The organism is Tessaracoccus antarcticus (assembly GCF_003688855.1).
Lineage (GTDB): Bacteria > Actinomycetota > Actinomycetes > Propionibacteriales > Propionibacteriaceae > Arachnia > Arachnia antarctica.
Map to the genome: position 1 here is coordinate 520806 of NZ_REFW01000002.1, position 18269 is coordinate 539074.

The following is an 18269-nucleotide window of genomic DNA, read 5'->3' on the forward strand; positions in this document are numbered from 1 at the left end:
TGGTCGTCAGGCCTGCTTGATGGCGGAGATGTCGAACTCCAGCGTGATCTTCTCGCTGACGAGCACGCCGCCGGTCTCCAGCGCTGCGTTCCAGGTGACGCCGTAGTCCTTGCGGTTGATGGTCACGGCACCTTCAAAGCCGGCGCGAGCGTTGCCGAAGGGGTCGGTGGCGGTGCCCTCGAAGCTGAAGGGGATCCTCACCGTGTTGGTGATGCCCTTGATGGTGAGGTCACCCGTCACATCCAGGCCCGACGCGTCGGTGGGCGTCACCGAGGTGGAGACGAAGGTGATCTCGGGGAACTCGTCCATGGCCAGGAAGTCGTTGCTGCGCAGGTGGCCGTCCCGCTGCTCGTTGCGCGTGTCGATGCTCTTGGCCTGGATGATGACGGTGATCTGTGTGCTGGCCAGGTCGTCGTCGTTCACGACGACGGTGCCCTCGAAGTCGTTGAACGACCCGCGGACCTTGGTCACCATGGCGTGGCGGGCGGTGAAGCCCACCTGGCTGTGACTGGGATCAATTTCCCAGGTGCCGGTGGTGTTGGTGGGGGTGGCGGTGGTGCTCATGGGTGCTCCTCAGGTTGCGACGCCAGGGGTAGTTGACGTATCAACTACTTTACACGAAGGTGGCCCATCCGTGCACTTTCACCGGCACTCTGTGCAACTGCCCTGCCAGTTGCTCCGACAGACGCCGTGCCGGGGCCACTGCCGGTGGGTACGCTCCCGCGATCCACCGGTAACCTGTGGTGCGTGCTGACGATGCAAGAAGCCCTGCGTACCCTGTCCGACTACTGGACCTCGCGTGGTTGCCTGACCTGGCAGCCCTTCAACACCGAGGTCGGAGCCGGGACGATGAACCCCGCCACCGTGCTGCGCGTGCTGGGACCCGAGCCGTGGGACGTGGCGTACGTGGAGCCCAGTGTCCGCCCCGACGACTCACGCTACGGCCTCAACCCCAACCGGCTCCAGACACACACCCAGTTCCAGGTGATCCTGAAGCCCGAGCCGGGTGACCCCCAGGAGCTCTACCTCGGCAGCCTGGAGGCGCTGGGCATCGACCTGGATGCGCACGACGTGCGCTTCGTCGAGGACAACTGGGCCCAGCCCGCCATCGGCGCCTGGGGTCTTGGCTGGGAGGTGTGGCTGGACGGCATGGAGATCACCCAGTTCACCTATTTCCAGCAGGTCGGTGGCCAGGACCTGGACCCGATCCCCGTCGAACTGACCTACGGCATGGAACGCATCCTCATGGCGCAGCAGGGCGTCACGCACTTCAAGGACATCGTCTACTCCCGCAAGCCCGACGGCACGATCATCACCTACGGTGAGGCGTTCGGCCAGCAGGAATACGAGATGAGCCGCTACTACCTGGACGACGCCGACGTGTCGGTGAACCAGACGCTCTACGAGGCGTTCGTGGCCGAGGCCACGCGCATGGTGGAGGCGCGCCTGCCCGTGCCCGCCCACCAGTTCATCCTGAAGTCCTCCCATGCCTTCAATGTGTTGGATGCCCGTGGTGCCATCAGCACCACGGAACGCGCCAAGGCTTTCGGCACCATGCGCCGCCTCATGCGCCAGACCGCCGAGTTGTGGGTGGAGCGCCGTGAGGAGCTGGGGTTCCCGCTCATGAAGGAGGGCGTGGTGGAGGGTGAAGCCCTCGCCGAGCCCATCTCTGTTGACGTGCCGGCTGATGCCCCGGCCGCCACGTTCGTCCTCGAGATTGGCGTGGAGGAGCTGCCCCCGCACGTACTGCCTCACACCATCGACGCCGTGCGCGCCGCCGTCACCGCCGGGCTGGGCGCGTCCAACCTCGACCATGGTGACATCACGGTGGAGGGCACCCCGCGTCGCGTCTTCGTCGTTGTCGACGACGTGGCCGCCCGCGAACCCGACTCCCAGACCCTGCGCAAGGGCCCCAAGTGGTCCGCTGCCTTCGACGGCGACGGGAACCCCACCAAGCCGCTGCAGGGGTTCATGCGTGGCCAGGGCGTCACCGTGGACCAGGTCATCAAGGCCGAGGTGGGTGGCAACGAGCACGCCTGCGTCGCCATTGACACCCCCGGCCGGCCCGCCTCGAAGGTCCTGGGGGACCTCATCGAGAGCACCGTCACCGGTCTGCGTGCCGAGAAGAACATGCGGTGGAACGACCCGGCGCTGTCCTTCAGCCGTGCCGTGCGCTGGCTGCTGGCGTTGTGGGGCGACACAGTGGTCCCTGCCCGCGTCTCCGACGTCGTGGCGGGCCGCACCACGTACCTGCAGCGTTCGACGGCGTCGTCGCAGGGCGCCGGTGCTCTGGGTGACGGCACCCCCGTGGGCCATCATGACGTGGCCACCGCCACCGACTACCTGCCGCTGCTCCGCAGCGGACGCATCGAGGCCTTCACGGACCAGCGCCGTGCCCGCATCGTGGAGCAGGCCGTCGCGCTGGCAGCACGCGCGGGTGGCGTCGTGGACGTCGAGGGCAATGCGGAACTCCTGGACGAGATCACCAACCTCGTGGAGGATCCTCGCGGCATCCTGGGCGACTTCGACGAGCGCTATCTGGAACTTCCGGACAGGATCCTCGTGTCCGTGATGGCGAAGCACCAGCGCTACCTGCCGGTTCGCTCCGTCGACGGTGCTCTGATGCCGCACTTCATCACGATGGCCAACGGCGCCTGCGACGACGTCGTCGTCGCAGGCGGCAACGAATCCGTGCTGCGGGCGCGCTACGAGGATGCCCTGTTCTTCTGGAACCAGGACCTGGAGGCCACCTCGGCCGAGCACTTCATCCCCGGCCTGGAGAAGCTGACCTTCGAGAACCGCCTCGGCTCTGTGGGGCTGCGCGCCCGTCGCATCGCGGATGTGTCGCAGGCGCTCGCGGATCTGGTGTCGCTCGACGAGACGCAGCGCCAGACCCTGGTGAGGGCCGGTGTGCTGGCCAAGTTTGACCTGTCCACCAGCCTCGTGAAGGAGATGACGAGCCTCGCAGGCTTCGTGGCGCGTGAGTACGCGAGCCGGATGGGGGAGACCGCGGAGGTGGCGGACTCGCTCTACGAGATGGAGCAGCCCCACACCACCGCGGACGAGGTGCCCGCCTCCACTCCCGGGGCGCTGCTGGCACTTGCCGACCGCTATGACCTGTTGGCTGCCATGTTCGGACTCGGTGCCAGGCCCAGCGGCTCCTCCGACCCCTTCGGCCTCCGCCGGGCGGCCCTGGGTGTTGTCCGGATCCTCCGGGAACGTGCAGAGCTCGCGGGTCTGACGATCCGCGACGGCCTGGAAGCGGCTGCCTCACGGCTGCGTGAGCAGGGTGTGGACTGCACGGACAAGACCATGGACGCGGCCGAGGAATTCATCATCGGTCGCTTCGCGCAGCTGCAGCGCGACGAGGGCCGCAGCGCCGAGTTGGTGGCCGCCGTGAGCCCGTCCGCGGCCCGGCCGGGCATCGCGGATGCCCACGCGCGTTCGCTTCAGGCGGTGGCGGCGGATCCGGGCTTCCGGGCGCTCGTGGAGGGCATCGTGCGGATCTCGCGCATCGTGCCCGCGGGGACCCGCCCGGACTACGAGCCGGCGCTGCTCTCCGAGCCCGCCGAGGTTGCCCTCAGCGATGTGGTGTCCGGGTTCGCGCCGGCCAGCGACGTCGAGGACTTCGCCCGCCGCGGCGAGGCCCTCGTGGCCCCTGTTGCTGCGTTCTTCGACGAGACCCTGGTGATGGCGGAGGACCTGGACATTCGAACAGCGCGTTTGGGGCTGCTTGCACGGATTCTTTACTCTGCGCCCTCAGGCCTCGACTGGTCCGCAGTGGATGCCCTAGTCAGCTGACGTTTCCGCGTGGTGGGTCACAGCTCTCCATGGGCTGTGACCGCCTCCGGAGGCGACGTCTCCGTTACCGTTTCGTGACCAGGAAATCGCCCAAACCTCACCCCATCGGGTAGGTTTTGTCGCTGTACCCGTCCGCTCGTGGTGGGACTTGCGTGCTTCGCCCGTCGTGGCGTCCGCGGTCCCGGGGCCTTCTGCCCCAACCGCGTCAGTGGGCAACATGCACGTCGCGCTGGTTTGCTGCGACATGTTCCCGGTGCTGTGTGTGGGGCCGACATCCGGCCAGTTCCCGCAGTCTTGTCGGACAACGAACACGTGCATGCCCAGACGAAACGACCCGCAAGGAGTCACGTGGCCGCGATCAATGCGGAAGGCCTGTACAAGGTCTTCGGAAAACGCCCCAAGCGTGGGGTGGCAGAACTGGAACGAGGCAAGACCCGTGAGGACCTGCAGAAGCAGGGCCTGACAGCGGCTGTCATCGATGCATCATTCACCGTGGATCCGGGTGAAATCTTCGTTGTCATGGGGCTCTCGGGCTCAGGCAAGTCGACGCTGATCCGCATGATCAATGGGCTGTTCGAGCCCACGGCCGGCACGGTCACCATCGCCGACCAGCTCATCACGGACGTGTCCCCCGAGAAGCTTCGCGCCGTGCGCCGCGAGAAGATCAGCATGGTCTTTCAGCACTTCGCCCTGCTGCCGCACCGCACGGTCGGCGAGAACGCCGCCTACGGGCTCCAGATCCAGGGTCTCAACAAGGCCGACCGCGAGAAGGCCGCCAACAAGGCACTCGACGAAGTTGGACTTGGTGGCTGGGGTGGTCACCTCCCCGGCCAGCTTTCCGGTGGCATGCAGCAGCGCGTCGGCCTGGCCCGCGCACTGGCTGCAGGCACCGACATCATGCTCATGGACGAGGCGTTCAGCGCCCTCGACCCCCTCATTCGCCGCGGCATGCAGGACCAGCTCATCGAGCTGCAGCAGCGCCTTGAGAAGACCATCTTGTTCATCACGCACGACCTCAACGAGGCCATGCGCCTCGGGGACCGCATCGCCATGATGCGTGACGGCCGGATCGAGCAGATCGGGACCGCCGAGCAGATCCTCAACGAGCCCAAGAACAACTACGTGGCCAGCTTCATCCAGGACGTCGACCGTACGCGTGTCCTGACTGCTGCCAACGTGATGGAGCCCGCTCAGGGCGTCATCGGCGCCGGCAGCGGACCGCAAACTGCGCACAAGGTCATGCGCGAGGGCCAGCACAACTGGATCCTCGTCCAGAACCGCGACCGCACCCCTGCAGGCATCCTCTGGGAACCCGACGTGGCCGAGGCGGTTCGCACCGGACGCAAGGACCTTCCGTGGTCGCCCGTGCACGAGATGCCCACCGTGGCCCAGGACACATCACTGGCGGACCTGTTCGCCGTGTCAGCGCAGCACCTGAACCCGATCGTCGTCCTGGATGAGAACGGGCGAACCGTGGGCGTCATTCCCCGGGTGACCCTGCTGGCGGCCGCCGCCAACAACGGTCAGGGTGCCGACATGCCGGAGTCCTGGGGTTCACCTGATTCCCCCCTCAACGACGGCGAGTCCATGGCCGACTCCGCCACACCCGATGTGCCGCACGTCATGGAAGGCGCGAAGTAATGGACTTTCCCCGCATACCCATCGGTGACTGGGTGGCCACCGGCATCGACTGGCTCACCATCAATGCTGATTTCTTCTTCGACTTCCTCAGCACCATCATGAAGTTCCTCGTCGAGGGCCTCTCCGACGTCCTGATCGCCGTGCCGTGGCCCGTCATGGTGCTGGTGCTCGCGGCGCTGGGCTGGGTTCTGCGCTCCGTGCGCTTCGCCGCCCTCTCGCTCGTCGGCTTCCTGTTGATCGTCGGGATGAACCAGTGGGACAACGCCATGCTGACGCTGTCCATGGTGCTCATCGCCACGCTGCTCGCCGTGATCGTGGCCATCCCCCTGGGGATCGCCGCTGCCCAGTCGGACAGCGTCAGCGCCGCCGTGAAGCCCATTTTGGACTTCATGCAGACGATGCCCGCCTTCGTGTACCTGATCCCCGCCGTCACCTTCTTCAGCATCGGCGTCGTCCCGGGTCTGTTCTCCACGATCATCTTCGCGCTGCCTCCGGGCGTCCGCATGACTGAACTCGGTATCCGGGGCGTGGCGGAGGAAACGGTCGAGGCCGGTCAGGCATTCGGCGCCAAGCGCAGCGAGATCCTGTTCGGGATCCAGCTTCCCCTGGCAGTCCCCACCATCATGGCTGGCATCAACCAGGTCATCATGCTCGCCCTGTCCATGGCGGTCATCGCCGGCATCGTGGGCGCTGACGGCCTCGGCAAGGAGGTCGTCTCCTCGATCTCCACACTGAATTTGGCAAAGGGTGTCGAAGCAGGCCTGTCCGTCGTGTTCCTCGCGATCTTCCTGGACCGCTTCACCGGAGCGCTGGGGGACAAGAAAGCACGCGGCAAGTCCTCGCTGCTTGCGCTCGCCAGGAAGGCCCGCTCGTCGGAGCCGGTCACCGCGGCCTGAGCCACACACATCCGACCATCGGCGCGTCCAGCACCACCGGGCGCCGCCACGAAAGAAAAGCTGCCACACGGGTGGCGACGTAGGAAAGGAATCACCATGAAGATCTCCCACAAGATTGGCGCCGCACTGAGCGCAGCCGTCCTCGGACTCTCCCTGGCCGCATGCGGTACCGACGACCCCACCACTGGCAACACCGGCGACACCGGTGCCAAGGACATGGGCACCATCACCCTGGGTTTTGTCCCCTCGTGGACCGACGGTCTGAGCACCGCGTACCTGCTGGACAACCAGCTCACCGAGATGGGCTACACCGTCAAGATGGAGACCATCAGCGAAGCCGCCCTGATCTACCAGGCTGTGACCACGGGTGACGTCGACATGTACCCGTCCGCATGGCCCGAGGTCACGCACGCTTCCTACATGGAGAAGTACGGCGAGAAGATCGACGACCTCGGCACCTACTACGACAACGCCAAGCTGACCTGGGCGGTGCCGGAGTACATGGACATCAACTCCATCGAGGAGCTGAAGGGCATGGGGGACACGTTCGACGGAAAGATCATCGGCATCGAGCCGAGCGCCGGTCTGACCGAGGCCAGCCAGGACAGGGTCCTCCCGCAGTACGAGCTGGGCGACGAGTTCGAGGTGGTCACGTCCTCCACCACCGCGATGCTCGCGGAGCTGAAGAAGGCCACCAGCACCGAGGCCCCCATCGTCGTCACCCTGTGGCGCCCGTTCTGGGCCAACGCAGAGTTCCCCGTGAAGGACCTCGAGGACCCCAAGGGTGCGCTCGGCGAGGCCGAGGGCCTGCACTTCCTGGGCACCAAGGGCTTTGCGGACGAGTTCCCCGAGGCTGCCGAGTGGATCGGCCAGCTCAAGCTGGACGACGACCAGTACGGCTCCCTTGAGGACATGGTTGTCAACGAGTACGGCGACGGCAAGGAGAAGGAAGCAGTTTCCGCATGGATCGAGAAGAACCCTGACGTTCTTCCCGCGCTGACGAGCTGAACCTTCGCTGAACCAGAAGCGCCCCGCCGAAATTCGGCGGGGCGTTTCGTCGTCTCTGCCGGTCACACCCGACGGCCGGTGCCCGCAGTGAGGGGGCCCATGGTGGTGGTGCGCATCGGATCCGGCACCGTCTCCGCGTGGGCGGTGGCGCTCGGGTACCCGTTGGGTGCTGTGTGGTCGAGTTCCAGGGCTGCGACCGCCCCGACCACGATGATGGCCGGTGGACGCACTCCTGCTGCGGACGCCTCGCGGCCGACGCTGGCGAGAGTGGAACGCAGCGACGACTGGCGATCCGTGGTGCCCTCGACGATGACTGCTGCCGGTGTCTGAGGGGAAAGACCGCCCTTCATGAGTTCGTCGGCGATCTCCGTGAGGTTCTTGACCCCCATGAGGATGACCAGTGTGAGCCCCGAAGTGGCTAGTGCCTGCCAGTTGACGTCACTGCGTTCATGCCCCGGTGGAACGTGGCCACCGACGACGCAGAATCCCTGCGACAGCGTGCGGTGGGTCACGGGGATCCCGGCCAGTGCGGGGACGGCGACGGCCGACGTCACGCCGGGGATGACGCGGACCGGCACCCCGGCCTCCGCGCACTCCAGCCACTCCTCGCCGCCCCGACCAAAAACGTAGTTGTCCCCACCCTTGAGACGCACGACGCGCAGGTGCTGCCGCGCGCGGTCGATGAGCAGCCGGTTGATCTCCTCCTGCGGGGTGAAGGGGCCGTGGGGGACCTTCCCCACGTTGAGGATCTCGGCGCCCTCGCGGGCCTCGGCCAGCAGTTCCACGGGTCCAAGGCGGTCGTGGATGATGACGTCGGCGCCCCGGATTGCTGCAAGCCCGGCGGAGGTCATGAGACCGGGGTCGCCGGGCCCGCCGCCCACCAGAACAACCGTGCCGGGAGGGAACTCATCGTCGGACGGGGTGGAGGCGAGGGCCTTGACGACCGCTTCCCTCACCGTCCTGGAGCGTCGCGGGTCCCGCCTGCCGACGACGGCGACGGTGAGGTCGTCCACGTCCGCGGTGGCGGGGGTCCATGCACTGCCCAGATCCGCTGCGTCGGCCCGCACGCAGAACGTGCGTCGCACCTCGGAGCCGCTCGCCACCAGGGCGTTGGTGGCGGGGGAGTCGGTGGCGGCGATCACGTACCAGGCGCCGTCGAGGTCCTGGTCCCTGAACTCCCGTTCCTCCCATCGGAGGTGTCCACGGATGGCATGCTCACGCAGGATGTCGGTGATCTGCGGTGCGACGACCCGCACGCGGGCCCCGACGTGGAGGAGCCTGGGGATCCGCCGTTGCGCGACGGCTCCGCCGCCGACGACGAGCACATCCCGGTCCTGCAGCAGCAGTCCGGACAGGTAGGCAGGGGAACCCTGCAACGACTCAGGTCGTGAGGCCACGGTGCAACTCCTCGGGATGGGCTGTGGGGGTGGCCGGTGTGCTCCACGTGTCGTGGCCTGTGACCAAACTCTGCAGGTCGCGGATGCGGTTCTCAGCAGTGGGCATGTGGACCTGCGCCCGGGCCTCGTCGTCGTGGACCGGGCGGTCGACGGCCCGGAAGATCCCGATGGGTGACTGGGTGAGGCCGTGGGTGTCGGTGAGGGAGGCCACTGCCATGGCTTGGGCCACGTCGTCGGAGGCCTCGTCGTGGATCACGACCTGACGCTCGCCCACCGCACCGGCCGCCACCACGCTCAATCGTCCGGAGTCGGGGTCGCGGACGACGGTCCTCGTCCCGCCTGCGAAGACGATCGGCTCCCCGTGCCTGAGTGGGATGATGGCCGGTGAGTCGGGCTCCTTGAGGCCGTCGAACACCCCGTCGTTGAAGATGGGGCAGTTCTGGTAGATCTCCACGAGCGAGGCGCCGCGGTGTTGTACAGCGCGGGTCATGACGTCGGTGAGGTGCGCCCGGTCCGAGTCCAGGGATCGCGCCACGAACGTGGCTTCGGCGCCCAGCGCCAGCTTGACGGGGTTGAACGGGTGGTCCACCGATCCAATGGGCGAGGACTTGGTCACCATTCCCGTTTCCGAGGTGGGTGAGGGCTGGCCTTTCGTCAGGCCGTAGATCCTGTTGTTGAACAGCAGGATGGTGATGTTGGTGTTGCGGCGCAGGGCATGGATGAGGTGGTTGCCGCCGATGGAGAGGGCATCACCGTCGCCGGTCACCACCCAGACCGCGAGGTCGGGGCGGGTCAGGGCCAGCCCGGTGGCGATGGACGGCGCCCGACCGTGGATGGAGTGCAGGCCGTAGGTGTCCATGTAGTACGGGAACCGCGAGCTGCATCCGATGCCGGAGACGATGACGGTGTTCTCACGGCGAATGCCGAGCTTCGGCATGAGTGTCTGGAACGCAGCCAGCACGGCGTAATCACCGCAACCGGGGCACCAGCGCACCTCCTGGTCGGAGACGAACTCCTTGCGGTTCGTGGGTGTGAGGGACAGCGGCACGCGCGCCAGTCCGGGGCTGGGGTGGGTGGCGGTCATGGGGTGTCCTTCCCGTCAATGATGGCTGTGAGGTCGGCTTCGAACTCTGAGGGGGAGATCGGCAGTCCCCGCACCCGGCTGTAGCTCTCGACGTCGACGAGGTACTTCGCCCGCAGCAGCAACGCCAGCTGGCCCAGATTCATCTCCGGTGCGATGACGCGGTTGTAGCGGCGCAGGACGTCACCCAGGTTGGAGGGGAACGGGTTGAGGTGGCGCAGGTGAACGGTCGCCACCCTGCGGCCCTGACGTCGGACCCGTCGGGCTGTGGCACCGATGGGCCCCCACGTGGACCCCCATCCGATGACGAGCACGTCGGCCTCACCGGAGGGGTCGTCCACGACGAGGTCGGGGATGCTGCGGGCGATGCCGTCCACTTTTGCCTGGCGAAGTTTCACCATGTGTTCGTGGTTGGCCGGGTCGTAGGAGACGTTGCCGGTGCCGTCCGCCTTCTCGATCCCGCCGATGCGGTTCTCCAGTCCGGGTGTGCCCGGCACGGCGAGAGAGCGTGCGAGGTTTTCGTCCCGCAGGTAGGGCAGGAACCTGCCGTCGGGGGTGTTGGGTGCCGTGGCGAAGTTCGCGTCGATGGCGGGCAGGGCGGCGATGTCGGGGACGCTCCAGGGTTCGGATCCGTTGGCGAGGTAACCGTCGCTCAGCACGATCACAGGTGTCCGGTAGGTCAGGGCGATGCGGGTGGCCTCCACTGCGACGTCGAAGCAGTCGCCCGCGGATCTCGCAGCCAGGATCGGTGCGGGTGCCTCGCCGTGGCGGCCGAAGAAGGACTGCAACAGGTCCGCCTGTTCGGTCTTGGTGGGCATACCCGTGGAGGGTCCGGCGCGCTGCACGTCCACGATCACCAGCGGCTGCTCCAGCATGAGTGCCAACGAGATGAACTCACTCTTGAGTGCCATGCCCGGCCCCGACGTCACGGTGACGCCCAGGTGTCCGGCGTAGGAGGCGCCCAGGGCGGCGCCGATGGCGGCGATCTCGTCCTCGGCCTGGAACGTCAGGACACCGTGGTTCTTGTGGCGCGACAGTTCGTGGAGCACGTCCGAGGCCGGCGTGATGGGGTAGGCGCCGAGGAACAGGGGAAGGTTCGCCGTGGCTGCACCGGCCATGAGTCCGAGGGCCATGGCCCTGTTGCCGGTGATCTGGCGGTAGGTGCCGGGGGCAAGGGGCGCGGGCTTGACCTCGTAGCGGACGGTGAAGTCCTCCGTGGTCTCCCCGTAGTGGTAGCCGGCGAGGTAGGCGGCACGGTTCGCGTCCCGGATGGCGGGCTGGGCCGCGAACTTCTTCTCCAGGAACTCGATGGTGGCTTCGAGGGGGCGTGAGTAGAGCCACGTCAGGACGCCGAGTGCCACCATGTTCTTCGATCGTGCCGCGTCCTTGCGGCCGAGACCGAACTCGGCGACGGCAGCCACGGACAGACCGGTGAGGTCGACGGCGTGGAGTTCGTGATCCTCCAGCGTCCCGTCGGTCAGGGGGTCGGAGTCGTAGCCGACCTTGGCGAGGTTGCGCTTCGTGAAGTCGTGGATGTCCACGATGAGCAGCCCGTCGCGCCGCAGGTCGGAGATGTTGGCCTTCAGCGACGCCGGGTTCATGGCCACCAGAACGTCTGGGCGGTCGCCGGGAGTGAGGATGTCGTCGCCGGCGAAGTGCAGTTGGAAACTTGACACACCCGCGATGGTGCCCTGTGGGGCGCGGATCTCGGCGGGGAAGTTGGGCAGGGTCGCAAAGTCGTTGCCGATGGCCGCGGCGTCCGCGGTGAACCGGTCGCCGGTCAACTGCATGCCGTCGCCGGAGTCGCCGGCGAAGCGGATGACGACGCGGTCCAGGGGGGTGGTGCTCACAACGGATCCAATCTGCGTGTGGTGCGTGCGGCGGTGGCCATCACCCTGTCCCCTGTGGTGCTCCGGTAGCGGCTGGCGATGGCGGAGACGAGGCGGGGGTGGAGCCCTATGGGGTGGGAGGCGGGCAGTCCCAGCGCAGCGATGTGATGCTGGTAGCGGCCCGGGAGCAGCGCGTGGGTGGCGACGGTGATGCGGGAGTGACCCAGCGCCCGCAGCGTGGTGGCTGCCTGCTCCAGTGAGGGTTGCGAGGCGAAGATGAAACCGGGGTGGACGGGCTGGCCGATGAGGGTGGACAGGTGGGCGGCGGTGGCGTGCACCTCCGCGGTGGCACCGGGTCGCTTGGAGCCGATCGCCGCCAGGATCACGGCGTCGCCCGGGGCACCCAGCTCGACGAGCCGGTCGTGGATGGCATCCACAAGATCCGGCCCCACGTGGTCGGTGGCCACGGCCCGCCCGTCCGAGAGGCGCACTGCCTCGGCCACGTCGTGGGCGACGTGGTAGCCGGCGGCCAGGAACGTCGGCACGATGACGCTGGAATCCAGCCGTTGCACCGTCGTGGCCAACAACTCGTCGTGGATGTCCACGAATCCGAGCTGGACGTCCACACCCGGAAGTTCGGCGGAGACGGCGTCCCGCAGCCCTTCGGCGAAGATCGCGCCGCTGGGGCGGCGGGTTCCGTGGAGGGCGATCACGAGGGTACTCATACGAGCTCCGTCTCTGGTTCCAACGCCTCGACGTCGGCGGGCCGACGGCGGTGTGCCCTCACGGCATGGGTGACGAGCGCCACCCATGCCAGGGCTACCACGACGAGGACCAGTTGTTGGGTGGTGGTGCCGGCGCCGAGGACTCCGAGCAGGGTGCGGAGGTTGGTGATCACGATGAGGCCCCCGACCGCGGTGCCGAGCACGCGGGCGGGCAACCTGCTCACCAGCCACGCGGCGACGGGTGCTGCGATGACGCCACCCAGCAGGAGCACTCCGACGATGCTGAACTGGATGCCGGAGGTTCCCAGTGCGGCGAGGAAGCCCATGGATGCTGCCAGCGACACCAGGAACTCCGAGGTGTCCACGGACCCGACGACGGTGCGCGGCGCGGTCTTGCCGGCGCTGAGCAATGACGTGGTCGACACCGGGCCCCAGCCGCCGCCGCCGGTGGCGTCGACGAAACCGCCCACCAGCCCGAGCGGCACCAGGAACCGGTACGTGTGTGGTGTGCGCCGCGCCGTGGCCACCCGTGGGGGGCGGAACGCGAATCGGATCAGGATGTAGGCGCCCAGCACAGCCAGCAGGCTCGCCATGAGGGGGGAGGCCCATCCGGTGGACAGGTTGGACAGGAACGTGGCCCCCGCGAAGGCGCCCACGGCGCCGGGGACACCGAGGCGGAGCACGAGGCGCCAGTCCACATTGCCGAGTTTCCAGTGGGATACCCCGGAGACCACATTGGTGCCCACCTCTGCGAGGTGCACCGATGCGCTGGCCATGGCCGGGGTGAGTCCCACGAAGAGCAGGAGCGAGCTGGACGTGACCCCGTAGCCCATGCCGAGTGCGCCGTCGACGAGTTGCGCCAACAGTCCGACGATTCCGATGAGAATGAGTTTTTTCATGGCGTCCTCAGATGGACCAGTCGGGGATGTCCGGGACTGGCACAGCGGCGTTGTCCGAAAACGCCTGGTCACCCCGGATCATGCCGGCGGCCAGGTTGGTGCCGGACTGGGGGTCGATGAGCAGGAAGGAGCCGGTCTGCCGGGAGGTGGCGTAGGGCTCGGCCATGATGGGGGCGGCCAGGCGCAGCCGGACGCGCCCCAGGTCGTTGAGTTCCAGTGTTTCCGCGGCGTGGGGGCGGAGGGTGTCCAGGTCGAGGCGTCCGTCGATGTCGCGCACCACCGCCTGGGTGGTGCGGGTGGTGTGCTTGACGAGTACCTTCTGGCCCACCCGCAGGGGACTTTCCGAGAGCCACGCCACCATGCCGTCGAGGTCCTGGGTGGGGACGGGTGCACGCTCGGCGCCCGCGATGAGTTCGCCGCGCGTGACGTCGATCTCGTCGGCCAGGCGGAGCGTCACCGACTGGGGCGCGAAAGCCTCGGCGAGTTCCCCGTCGGCAGTGTCGATGCCCACCACTGTGGTCCTGCGCCCGGATGGCAGGACGACCACGGGATCCCCGACGCGCACCACCCCGGAGGCCACCTGGCCGGCATGGCCGCGGTACTCGACGTGCGCCGGGTCCAGGGCGGCTTCCTGGGGGCGGATCGTCAACTGGACAGGGAAGCGGAAGTCCGCGTCAGCATGCGGGTGCAGGGGCAGGTTCTCGAGCAGTTCGAGGAGCGGAGGGCCCTCGTACCACTCCATCCTGCTGGAACGCTCCACGATGTTGTCACCCACGAGGGCTGAGACCGGGAGCACGGAGACGGTGGCGCCGAGTTCCTCGGCGATCGCGGCCAACTGGGCCGCCACCTGGTCGTAGCGTTCCTTCGAGTAGCCGACGAGGTCGATCTTGTTGACGGCGACGACGATGTGGGGGACGCGCAGCAGTTGCCCCACGGCCAGGTGCCGTCGGGTCTGCTCCTGTGCACCCTTGCGGGCATCCACGAGCAGCACCAGGGCGTCGGCCGTGGAGGACCCGGTGACCGTGTTGCGGGTGTACTGCACGTGGCCGGGGCAGTCGGCGAGGATGAAGGTGCGCCGGGCCGTGGCGAAGTAGCGGTAGGCCACGTCGATGGTGATGCCCTGTTCACGTTCGGCGCGGAGTCCGTCGGTCAGCAGCGCGAGGTCCACGTGCCCGAGCCCCTTGGCCTGGCTGACACGCTCGACGGCTTCCAGTTGGTCGGTGAGCACCGACTTGGAGTCGTACAGGAGGCGGCCCACCAAGGTGGACTTGCCGTCGTCGACGCTCCCGGCGGTGGCGATGCGAAGCAGTGTGCTCATCAGAAGTAGCCTTCCTTCTTGCGGTCTTCCATGGCCGCCTCGGTGACCCGGTCATCGGCTCGGGTGGCGCCCCGCTCCGTGATACGCGTCAGGGCCACCTCCTCGATGACATCGGCAATGGTGATGGCGGCGGATTCGACCGCACCGGTGCAGCTCATGTCCCCGACGGTGCGGTAGCGCACGACGCGCCGCTCCACCTGCTCGTGGTCCCGGGGGCGAGACACGTCCCCGACGGCCAACCACATGCCGTCGCGGTGGAAGACGTCACGCTCGTGCGCGTAGTAGAGGTGCGGCAGGTCGATCTGCTCGGCGCCGATGTAGCGCCACACGTCGAGTTCGGTCCAGTTGGACAGCGGGAACACGCGAACGTGCTCACCGGGGCGGTGCCGGGGGTTGTAGAGGTTCCACAGCTCGGGGCGCTGGTTGCGCGGGTCCCACGCCCCGAACTCGTCGCGGAGGCTGACGACCCGTTCCTTGGCCCGGGCCTTCTCCTCGTCGCGCCGTCCGCCGCCGAAGACGGCGTCGAATCGGCCCTCAGAGATGGCGTCGAGCAACGGTTGGGTTTGCAGCGGGTTGCGGGTGCCGTCGGAGCGATCCAGGAGACGGCCGTCGTCGATGTAGTCCTGGACCCTGGCCACGATGAGGCGGAGACGCAGGCGCTCCACGGTGGCGTCGCGGTGCGCCAGGACCTCCGGGAAGTTGTGTCCGGTGTCGACGTGCAAGACCGGGAACGGTAGGGGCGCGGGCCAGAACGCCTTGGCGGCCAGGTGCAGCATGACGATGGAGTCCTTGCCGCCGGAGAAGAGCAGAACGGGGCGCTCCAGTTCGGAGACCATCTCCCGGAAGATGTGGATCGACTCGGATTCGAGGGCTTCCAGATGTGTGAGTGTCCTGCTGGGCAGGGCGGTGGGGGTCACTGGGATTGTGTCCTGTCCTTCGGCGACGTGGAGGCCGCATTCGGTCTTGGCGTGTCCGGCCCATCTGCCGGCGCGGGGGTCCTCGCCGGGGGCGACGGGACGTGTGCAGGGTTCGCAGCCGATCGAGGGGTACCCCTCGTCCAGAAGCAGGTTGACGGGGACGCCATGCGTGCCGGCGTAGGCCATCACCTCGTCGCTGCTCCATGCGGCGACGGGGTTGATCTTGACCATCTGGTGGGCGGCATCCCACTCGACCACGGGCGTGTTCGCGCGCAGCGAGTTGTCCTCGCGGCGCACGCCCGTGATCCAGGCCTCGTAGCTGCCGAGCTCCCGGTTGATGGGCTCAACCTTGCGCATGGCGCAGCACTCCTGCGGGTCCCGATCGTGCAGTTTCGGGCCGTACTCGGTGTCCTGCTCGGCGACGGTCAGCCGGGGGAGGGCCTCCACGATGCGGACGTCCACCGCGTGGGCCAGTGCTTCGCGGGTGCCGATGGTCTCGGCAAAGTGGTACCCGGTCTGGAGGAACAGGACGTCCACGCCCGGGATGTGCTGCGCCGCCAGGTGCGGCACCACGGTGTCGGCGGCCATGGAGCACGCGACGACGACGTTGCGGCCGAACGTTGCGGCGGTCCAGGCCAGGACCTCGCCGGCGTCTGCATCGGCGAGCCGGTGTGCGGCGTCTTCGGCCAGCGCCCTGAGCTCATCGACGCCTCGCACGCGACCCGGGCCGTGGGCAGGGGGAGCGATGGTGCTCACTTCAGCACCGCGTCGTCGGCGCGCTTCACCCAGGTGGAGAACGTCTCACCGTTGACGCGCTGCTCCAGAAAGGTCCGCACCACGCGCTCGACGTAGTCGGGCAGGTCGGTGGCCGTGACCTTGAGGCCTCGCACCGTGCGGCCCAGGCCCGGCTCCTCGCGGTCGCTGGAGGCCAGACCCCCGCCAAGATGGACCTGGTAGGCGAACTCGCTGCTGCCGTCGGCGCCTTTGGCGAGTTGTCCCTTCAGGCCGATGTCGGCCACCTGGATGCGGGCGCAGGAGTTGGGGCAGCCGTTGACGTTGAGGGTGATGGGGGTGTCGAGCTCCACCCCCGCCAGGCGTTGTTCGAGTGCGAGGATGGTGTCCCGCGCGGTGTCCTTGGTGTTGACGAAGGACAGCTTGCAGTACTCGATGCCGGTGCAGGCCATGGTGTTGCGCCGGAAGGGCGAGGGACGGCCCGTGAAACCCAGCTCCTCCGCGCCGGCCAGTAGATCCTCCACCGCATCGGGGTTCACGTCGAGGACCACGATCTTCTGGTGCGGGGTGAGGCGGATGCGACCGGAGCCGGCGGCCTCGACGAGGTCCGCGAGCGCCGTCAGCCGGGTCCCGGAGGCGCGGCCCACCGTGGGTGCGAGCCCCACGTAGCGTCGACCATCCTTCTGTTCGTGAACGCCCACGTGGTCGCCGGGGGTCTTCGCGGGCTCCGGTGCGGGGCCGTCGGGCAGCGCCCGGCCCAGGTACTGCGTCTCGAGGACGTCCCTGAACTTCTCTGCCCCCCACTCCGCGAGCAGGAACTTCAGGCGGGCCTTGGCGCGCATGCGGCGGTAGCCGTAGTCGCGGAAGATCCGGATGACCGCGTACCAGACCTCGGCTGCCTCCTCCTCGCGGACGAACGCCCCGAGCCTCTCCGCAAGGCGGGGGGTGGTGGACAGTGCACCACCCACCCACAGGTCGTAGCCGGGGCCGAGTTTGGGGGTGGATGACCCCGACGAGGCTGATGTCGTTGATCTCGTGGACCACGTCGAGGCTGGGGTGCCCCGTGATGGCGGTCTTGAACTTGCGCGGCAGGTTCGCCACCGTTTCGTCGCCGATGTAGCGGTCCACGATCTCGCGGATCACAGGTGTCGGGTCGATGATCTCGTCGGCGGCGATGCCCGCCACCGGCGAGCCCAGGAAGCCTCGTGGTGTATCACCGCAGGCCATTGTCGTCTGGAGGCCCACGGACTCCAACCGGCGCCAGATCTCGGGGACCGCCTCGATGGGTACCCAGTGCAGCTGGATGTTCTGCCGGTCGGAGATGTCGGCGGTGTCGCGTGCGAACTCGGTGGAGAGACCGGCCACCACGCGGAGTTGCGCGAGGGTGAGCGCACCGCCGTCGATGCGGATGCGCATCATGAAGTATCGGTCGGAGAGTTCCTGGTCGCTCATCTTGCCCGTGTGGCTGCCGTCGAATCCCTGACGACGTTGGGTGTAGAGACCGAGCCAGCGGAACCTGGCGAAGGCGTCCTCCTCGGGAATCGAGTCGAAACCTTCCTTGGAGTAGATTTCCTCGATGCGCCTGCGCACATTCAGGGGGTTCTCCACTTTCTTGACTTCTTCGTTGGGGTTGAGCGGCTCGGTGCCGTCGACGAGCCACTGGCCGTTCGACTTTCCGGACGCGGACGGGCGGACACGAGAGGGTGTGGTGGTCATGGTTCCTTCTGGCGGTGGACATGGAGGGGCACCAGAACCAGGACGTGGCCGGGCCCACAAGGTGCCCGACGGTCTAAAACAGGACGGGCGTCAGTTGCCCATACACAAAGCCGATGCGACGCGCGCAAAGTCAACGTGAGCTCGGCTCACGAGGCGCCCGTCGCGGTGGATTTCCATGTCGCGGACGCTACGGCAAAAACTTCAGGACGGAATGGGGGGAGTCTCAGGCGGTGGACGCCGACGGTGGCTCCACGCGGAGGGTTCTCCCACAGCGAACGCCTATTCCCGAATATTGCCGTGGAATGGCCC

At 67.6% G+C, this 18269-nt stretch carries 13 protein-coding genes and 2 pseudogenes; 4 read left to right on the forward strand and 11 right to left on the reverse strand.

The window, feature by feature from the left end:
- Nucleotides 1-6: 6 nt before the first annotated feature.
- Nucleotides 7-564, reverse strand: coding sequence for a YceI family protein (locus EAX62_RS09735; protein WP_121901471.1), 558 nt, complete (start codon nt 562-564; stop codon nt 7-9).
- Nucleotides 565-756: 192 nt separating this feature from the next.
- On the opposite strand from EAX62_RS09735, the gene EAX62_RS09740 reads away from it, so the two are divergent.
- The 4 genes from EAX62_RS09740 to EAX62_RS09755 all read left to right on the forward strand — a co-directional run bounded on the left by EAX62_RS09740 (nt 757) and on the right by EAX62_RS09755 (nt 7346).
- The gene (locus EAX62_RS09740) at nt 757-3801 is read left to right on the forward strand and encodes a glycine--tRNA ligase (RefSeq protein WP_233557907.1); all 3045 of its coding nucleotides are present in this window, start codon (nt 757-759) and stop codon (nt 3799-3801) included.
- A gap of 348 nt (nt 3802-4149) precedes the next feature.
- On the forward strand, nt 4150-5442 hold the full coding sequence (locus tag EAX62_RS09745; protein WP_121901473.1) for a quaternary amine ABC transporter ATP-binding protein: 1293 nt from the start codon (nt 4150-4152) through the stop codon (nt 5440-5442).
- Entirely contained in the window at nt 5442-6338 is an 897-nt protein-coding gene (locus EAX62_RS09750) for an ABC transporter permease (RefSeq protein WP_121901474.1), read from the forward strand. Before EAX62_RS09745 ends, EAX62_RS09750 begins: the two co-directional genes overlap by 1 nt.
- A 96-nt stretch (nt 6339-6434) precedes the next feature.
- The gene (locus EAX62_RS09755; protein ID WP_121901475.1) at nt 6435-7346 is read left to right on the forward strand and encodes a glycine betaine ABC transporter substrate-binding protein; all 912 of its coding nucleotides are present in this window, start codon (nt 6435-6437) and stop codon (nt 7344-7346) included.
- 62 nt (nt 7347-7408) lie between these two features.
- Here EAX62_RS09755 and cobA read toward each other — a convergent pair whose 3' ends face one another.
- From cobA to EAX62_RS17535, 10 genes and pseudogenes are all read right to left on the reverse strand, one after another.
- Nucleotides 7409-8743 carry a uroporphyrinogen-III C-methyltransferase gene (gene cobA, locus EAX62_RS09760; protein WP_233557882.1) on the reverse strand — a complete coding sequence of 445 codons (1335 nt, stop codon included), beginning with the start codon at nt 8741-8743 and terminating at the stop codon, nt 7409-7411.
- On the reverse strand, nt 8727-9827 hold the full coding sequence (locus tag EAX62_RS09765; RefSeq protein ID WP_121901476.1) for a 2-oxoacid:ferredoxin oxidoreductase subunit beta: 1101 nt from the start codon (nt 9825-9827) through the stop codon (nt 8727-8729). Before EAX62_RS09765 ends, cobA begins: the two co-directional genes overlap by 17 nt.
- Entirely contained in the window at nt 9824-11674 is a 1851-nt protein-coding gene (locus EAX62_RS09770; protein ID WP_233557883.1) for a 2-oxoacid:acceptor oxidoreductase subunit alpha, read from the reverse strand. The genes EAX62_RS09765 and EAX62_RS09770 overlap by 4 nt, the downstream gene beginning before the upstream one ends.
- Entirely contained in the window at nt 11671-12378 is a 708-nt protein-coding gene (locus EAX62_RS09775; protein WP_158600619.1) for a sirohydrochlorin chelatase, read from the reverse strand. The genes EAX62_RS09770 and EAX62_RS09775 overlap by 4 nt, the downstream gene beginning before the upstream one ends.
- Nucleotides 12375-13277 carry a sulfite exporter TauE/SafE family protein gene (locus tag EAX62_RS09780; RefSeq protein WP_121901478.1) on the reverse strand — a complete coding sequence of 301 codons (903 nt, stop codon included), beginning with the start codon at nt 13275-13277 and terminating at the stop codon, nt 12375-12377. The genes EAX62_RS09775 and EAX62_RS09780 overlap by 4 nt, the downstream gene beginning before the upstream one ends.
- Before the next feature lie 7 nt (nt 13278-13284).
- A complete protein-coding gene (locus EAX62_RS09785; protein WP_121901479.1) occupies nt 13285-14595 on the reverse strand; it encodes a sulfate adenylyltransferase subunit 1 in 1311 nt (436 codons plus the stop codon).
- Nucleotides 14595-15431, reverse strand: coding sequence for a sulfate adenylyltransferase subunit CysD (cysD, locus tag EAX62_RS16895; RefSeq protein WP_233557908.1), 837 nt, complete (start codon nt 15429-15431; stop codon nt 14595-14597). Before cysD ends, EAX62_RS09785 begins: the two co-directional genes overlap by 1 nt.
- A 111-nt stretch (nt 15432-15542) precedes the next feature.
- Nucleotides 15543-16268 (reverse strand): annotated as a pseudogene (locus EAX62_RS16900) (phosphoadenylyl-sulfate reductase); the annotation flags it as partial.
- The gene (locus tag EAX62_RS17385) at nt 16265-17086 is read right to left on the reverse strand and encodes a nitrite/sulfite reductase (protein ID WP_407703328.1); all 822 of its coding nucleotides are present in this window, start codon (nt 17084-17086) and stop codon (nt 16265-16267) included. The pseudogene EAX62_RS16900 and the gene EAX62_RS17385, both read right to left, overlap by 4 nt.
- Nucleotides 17060-17960: pseudogene (locus EAX62_RS17535) on the reverse strand (nitrite/sulfite reductase); the annotation flags it as partial. The gene EAX62_RS17385 and the pseudogene EAX62_RS17535, both read right to left, overlap by 27 nt.
- Nucleotides 17961-18269 lie beyond the last annotated feature (309 nt).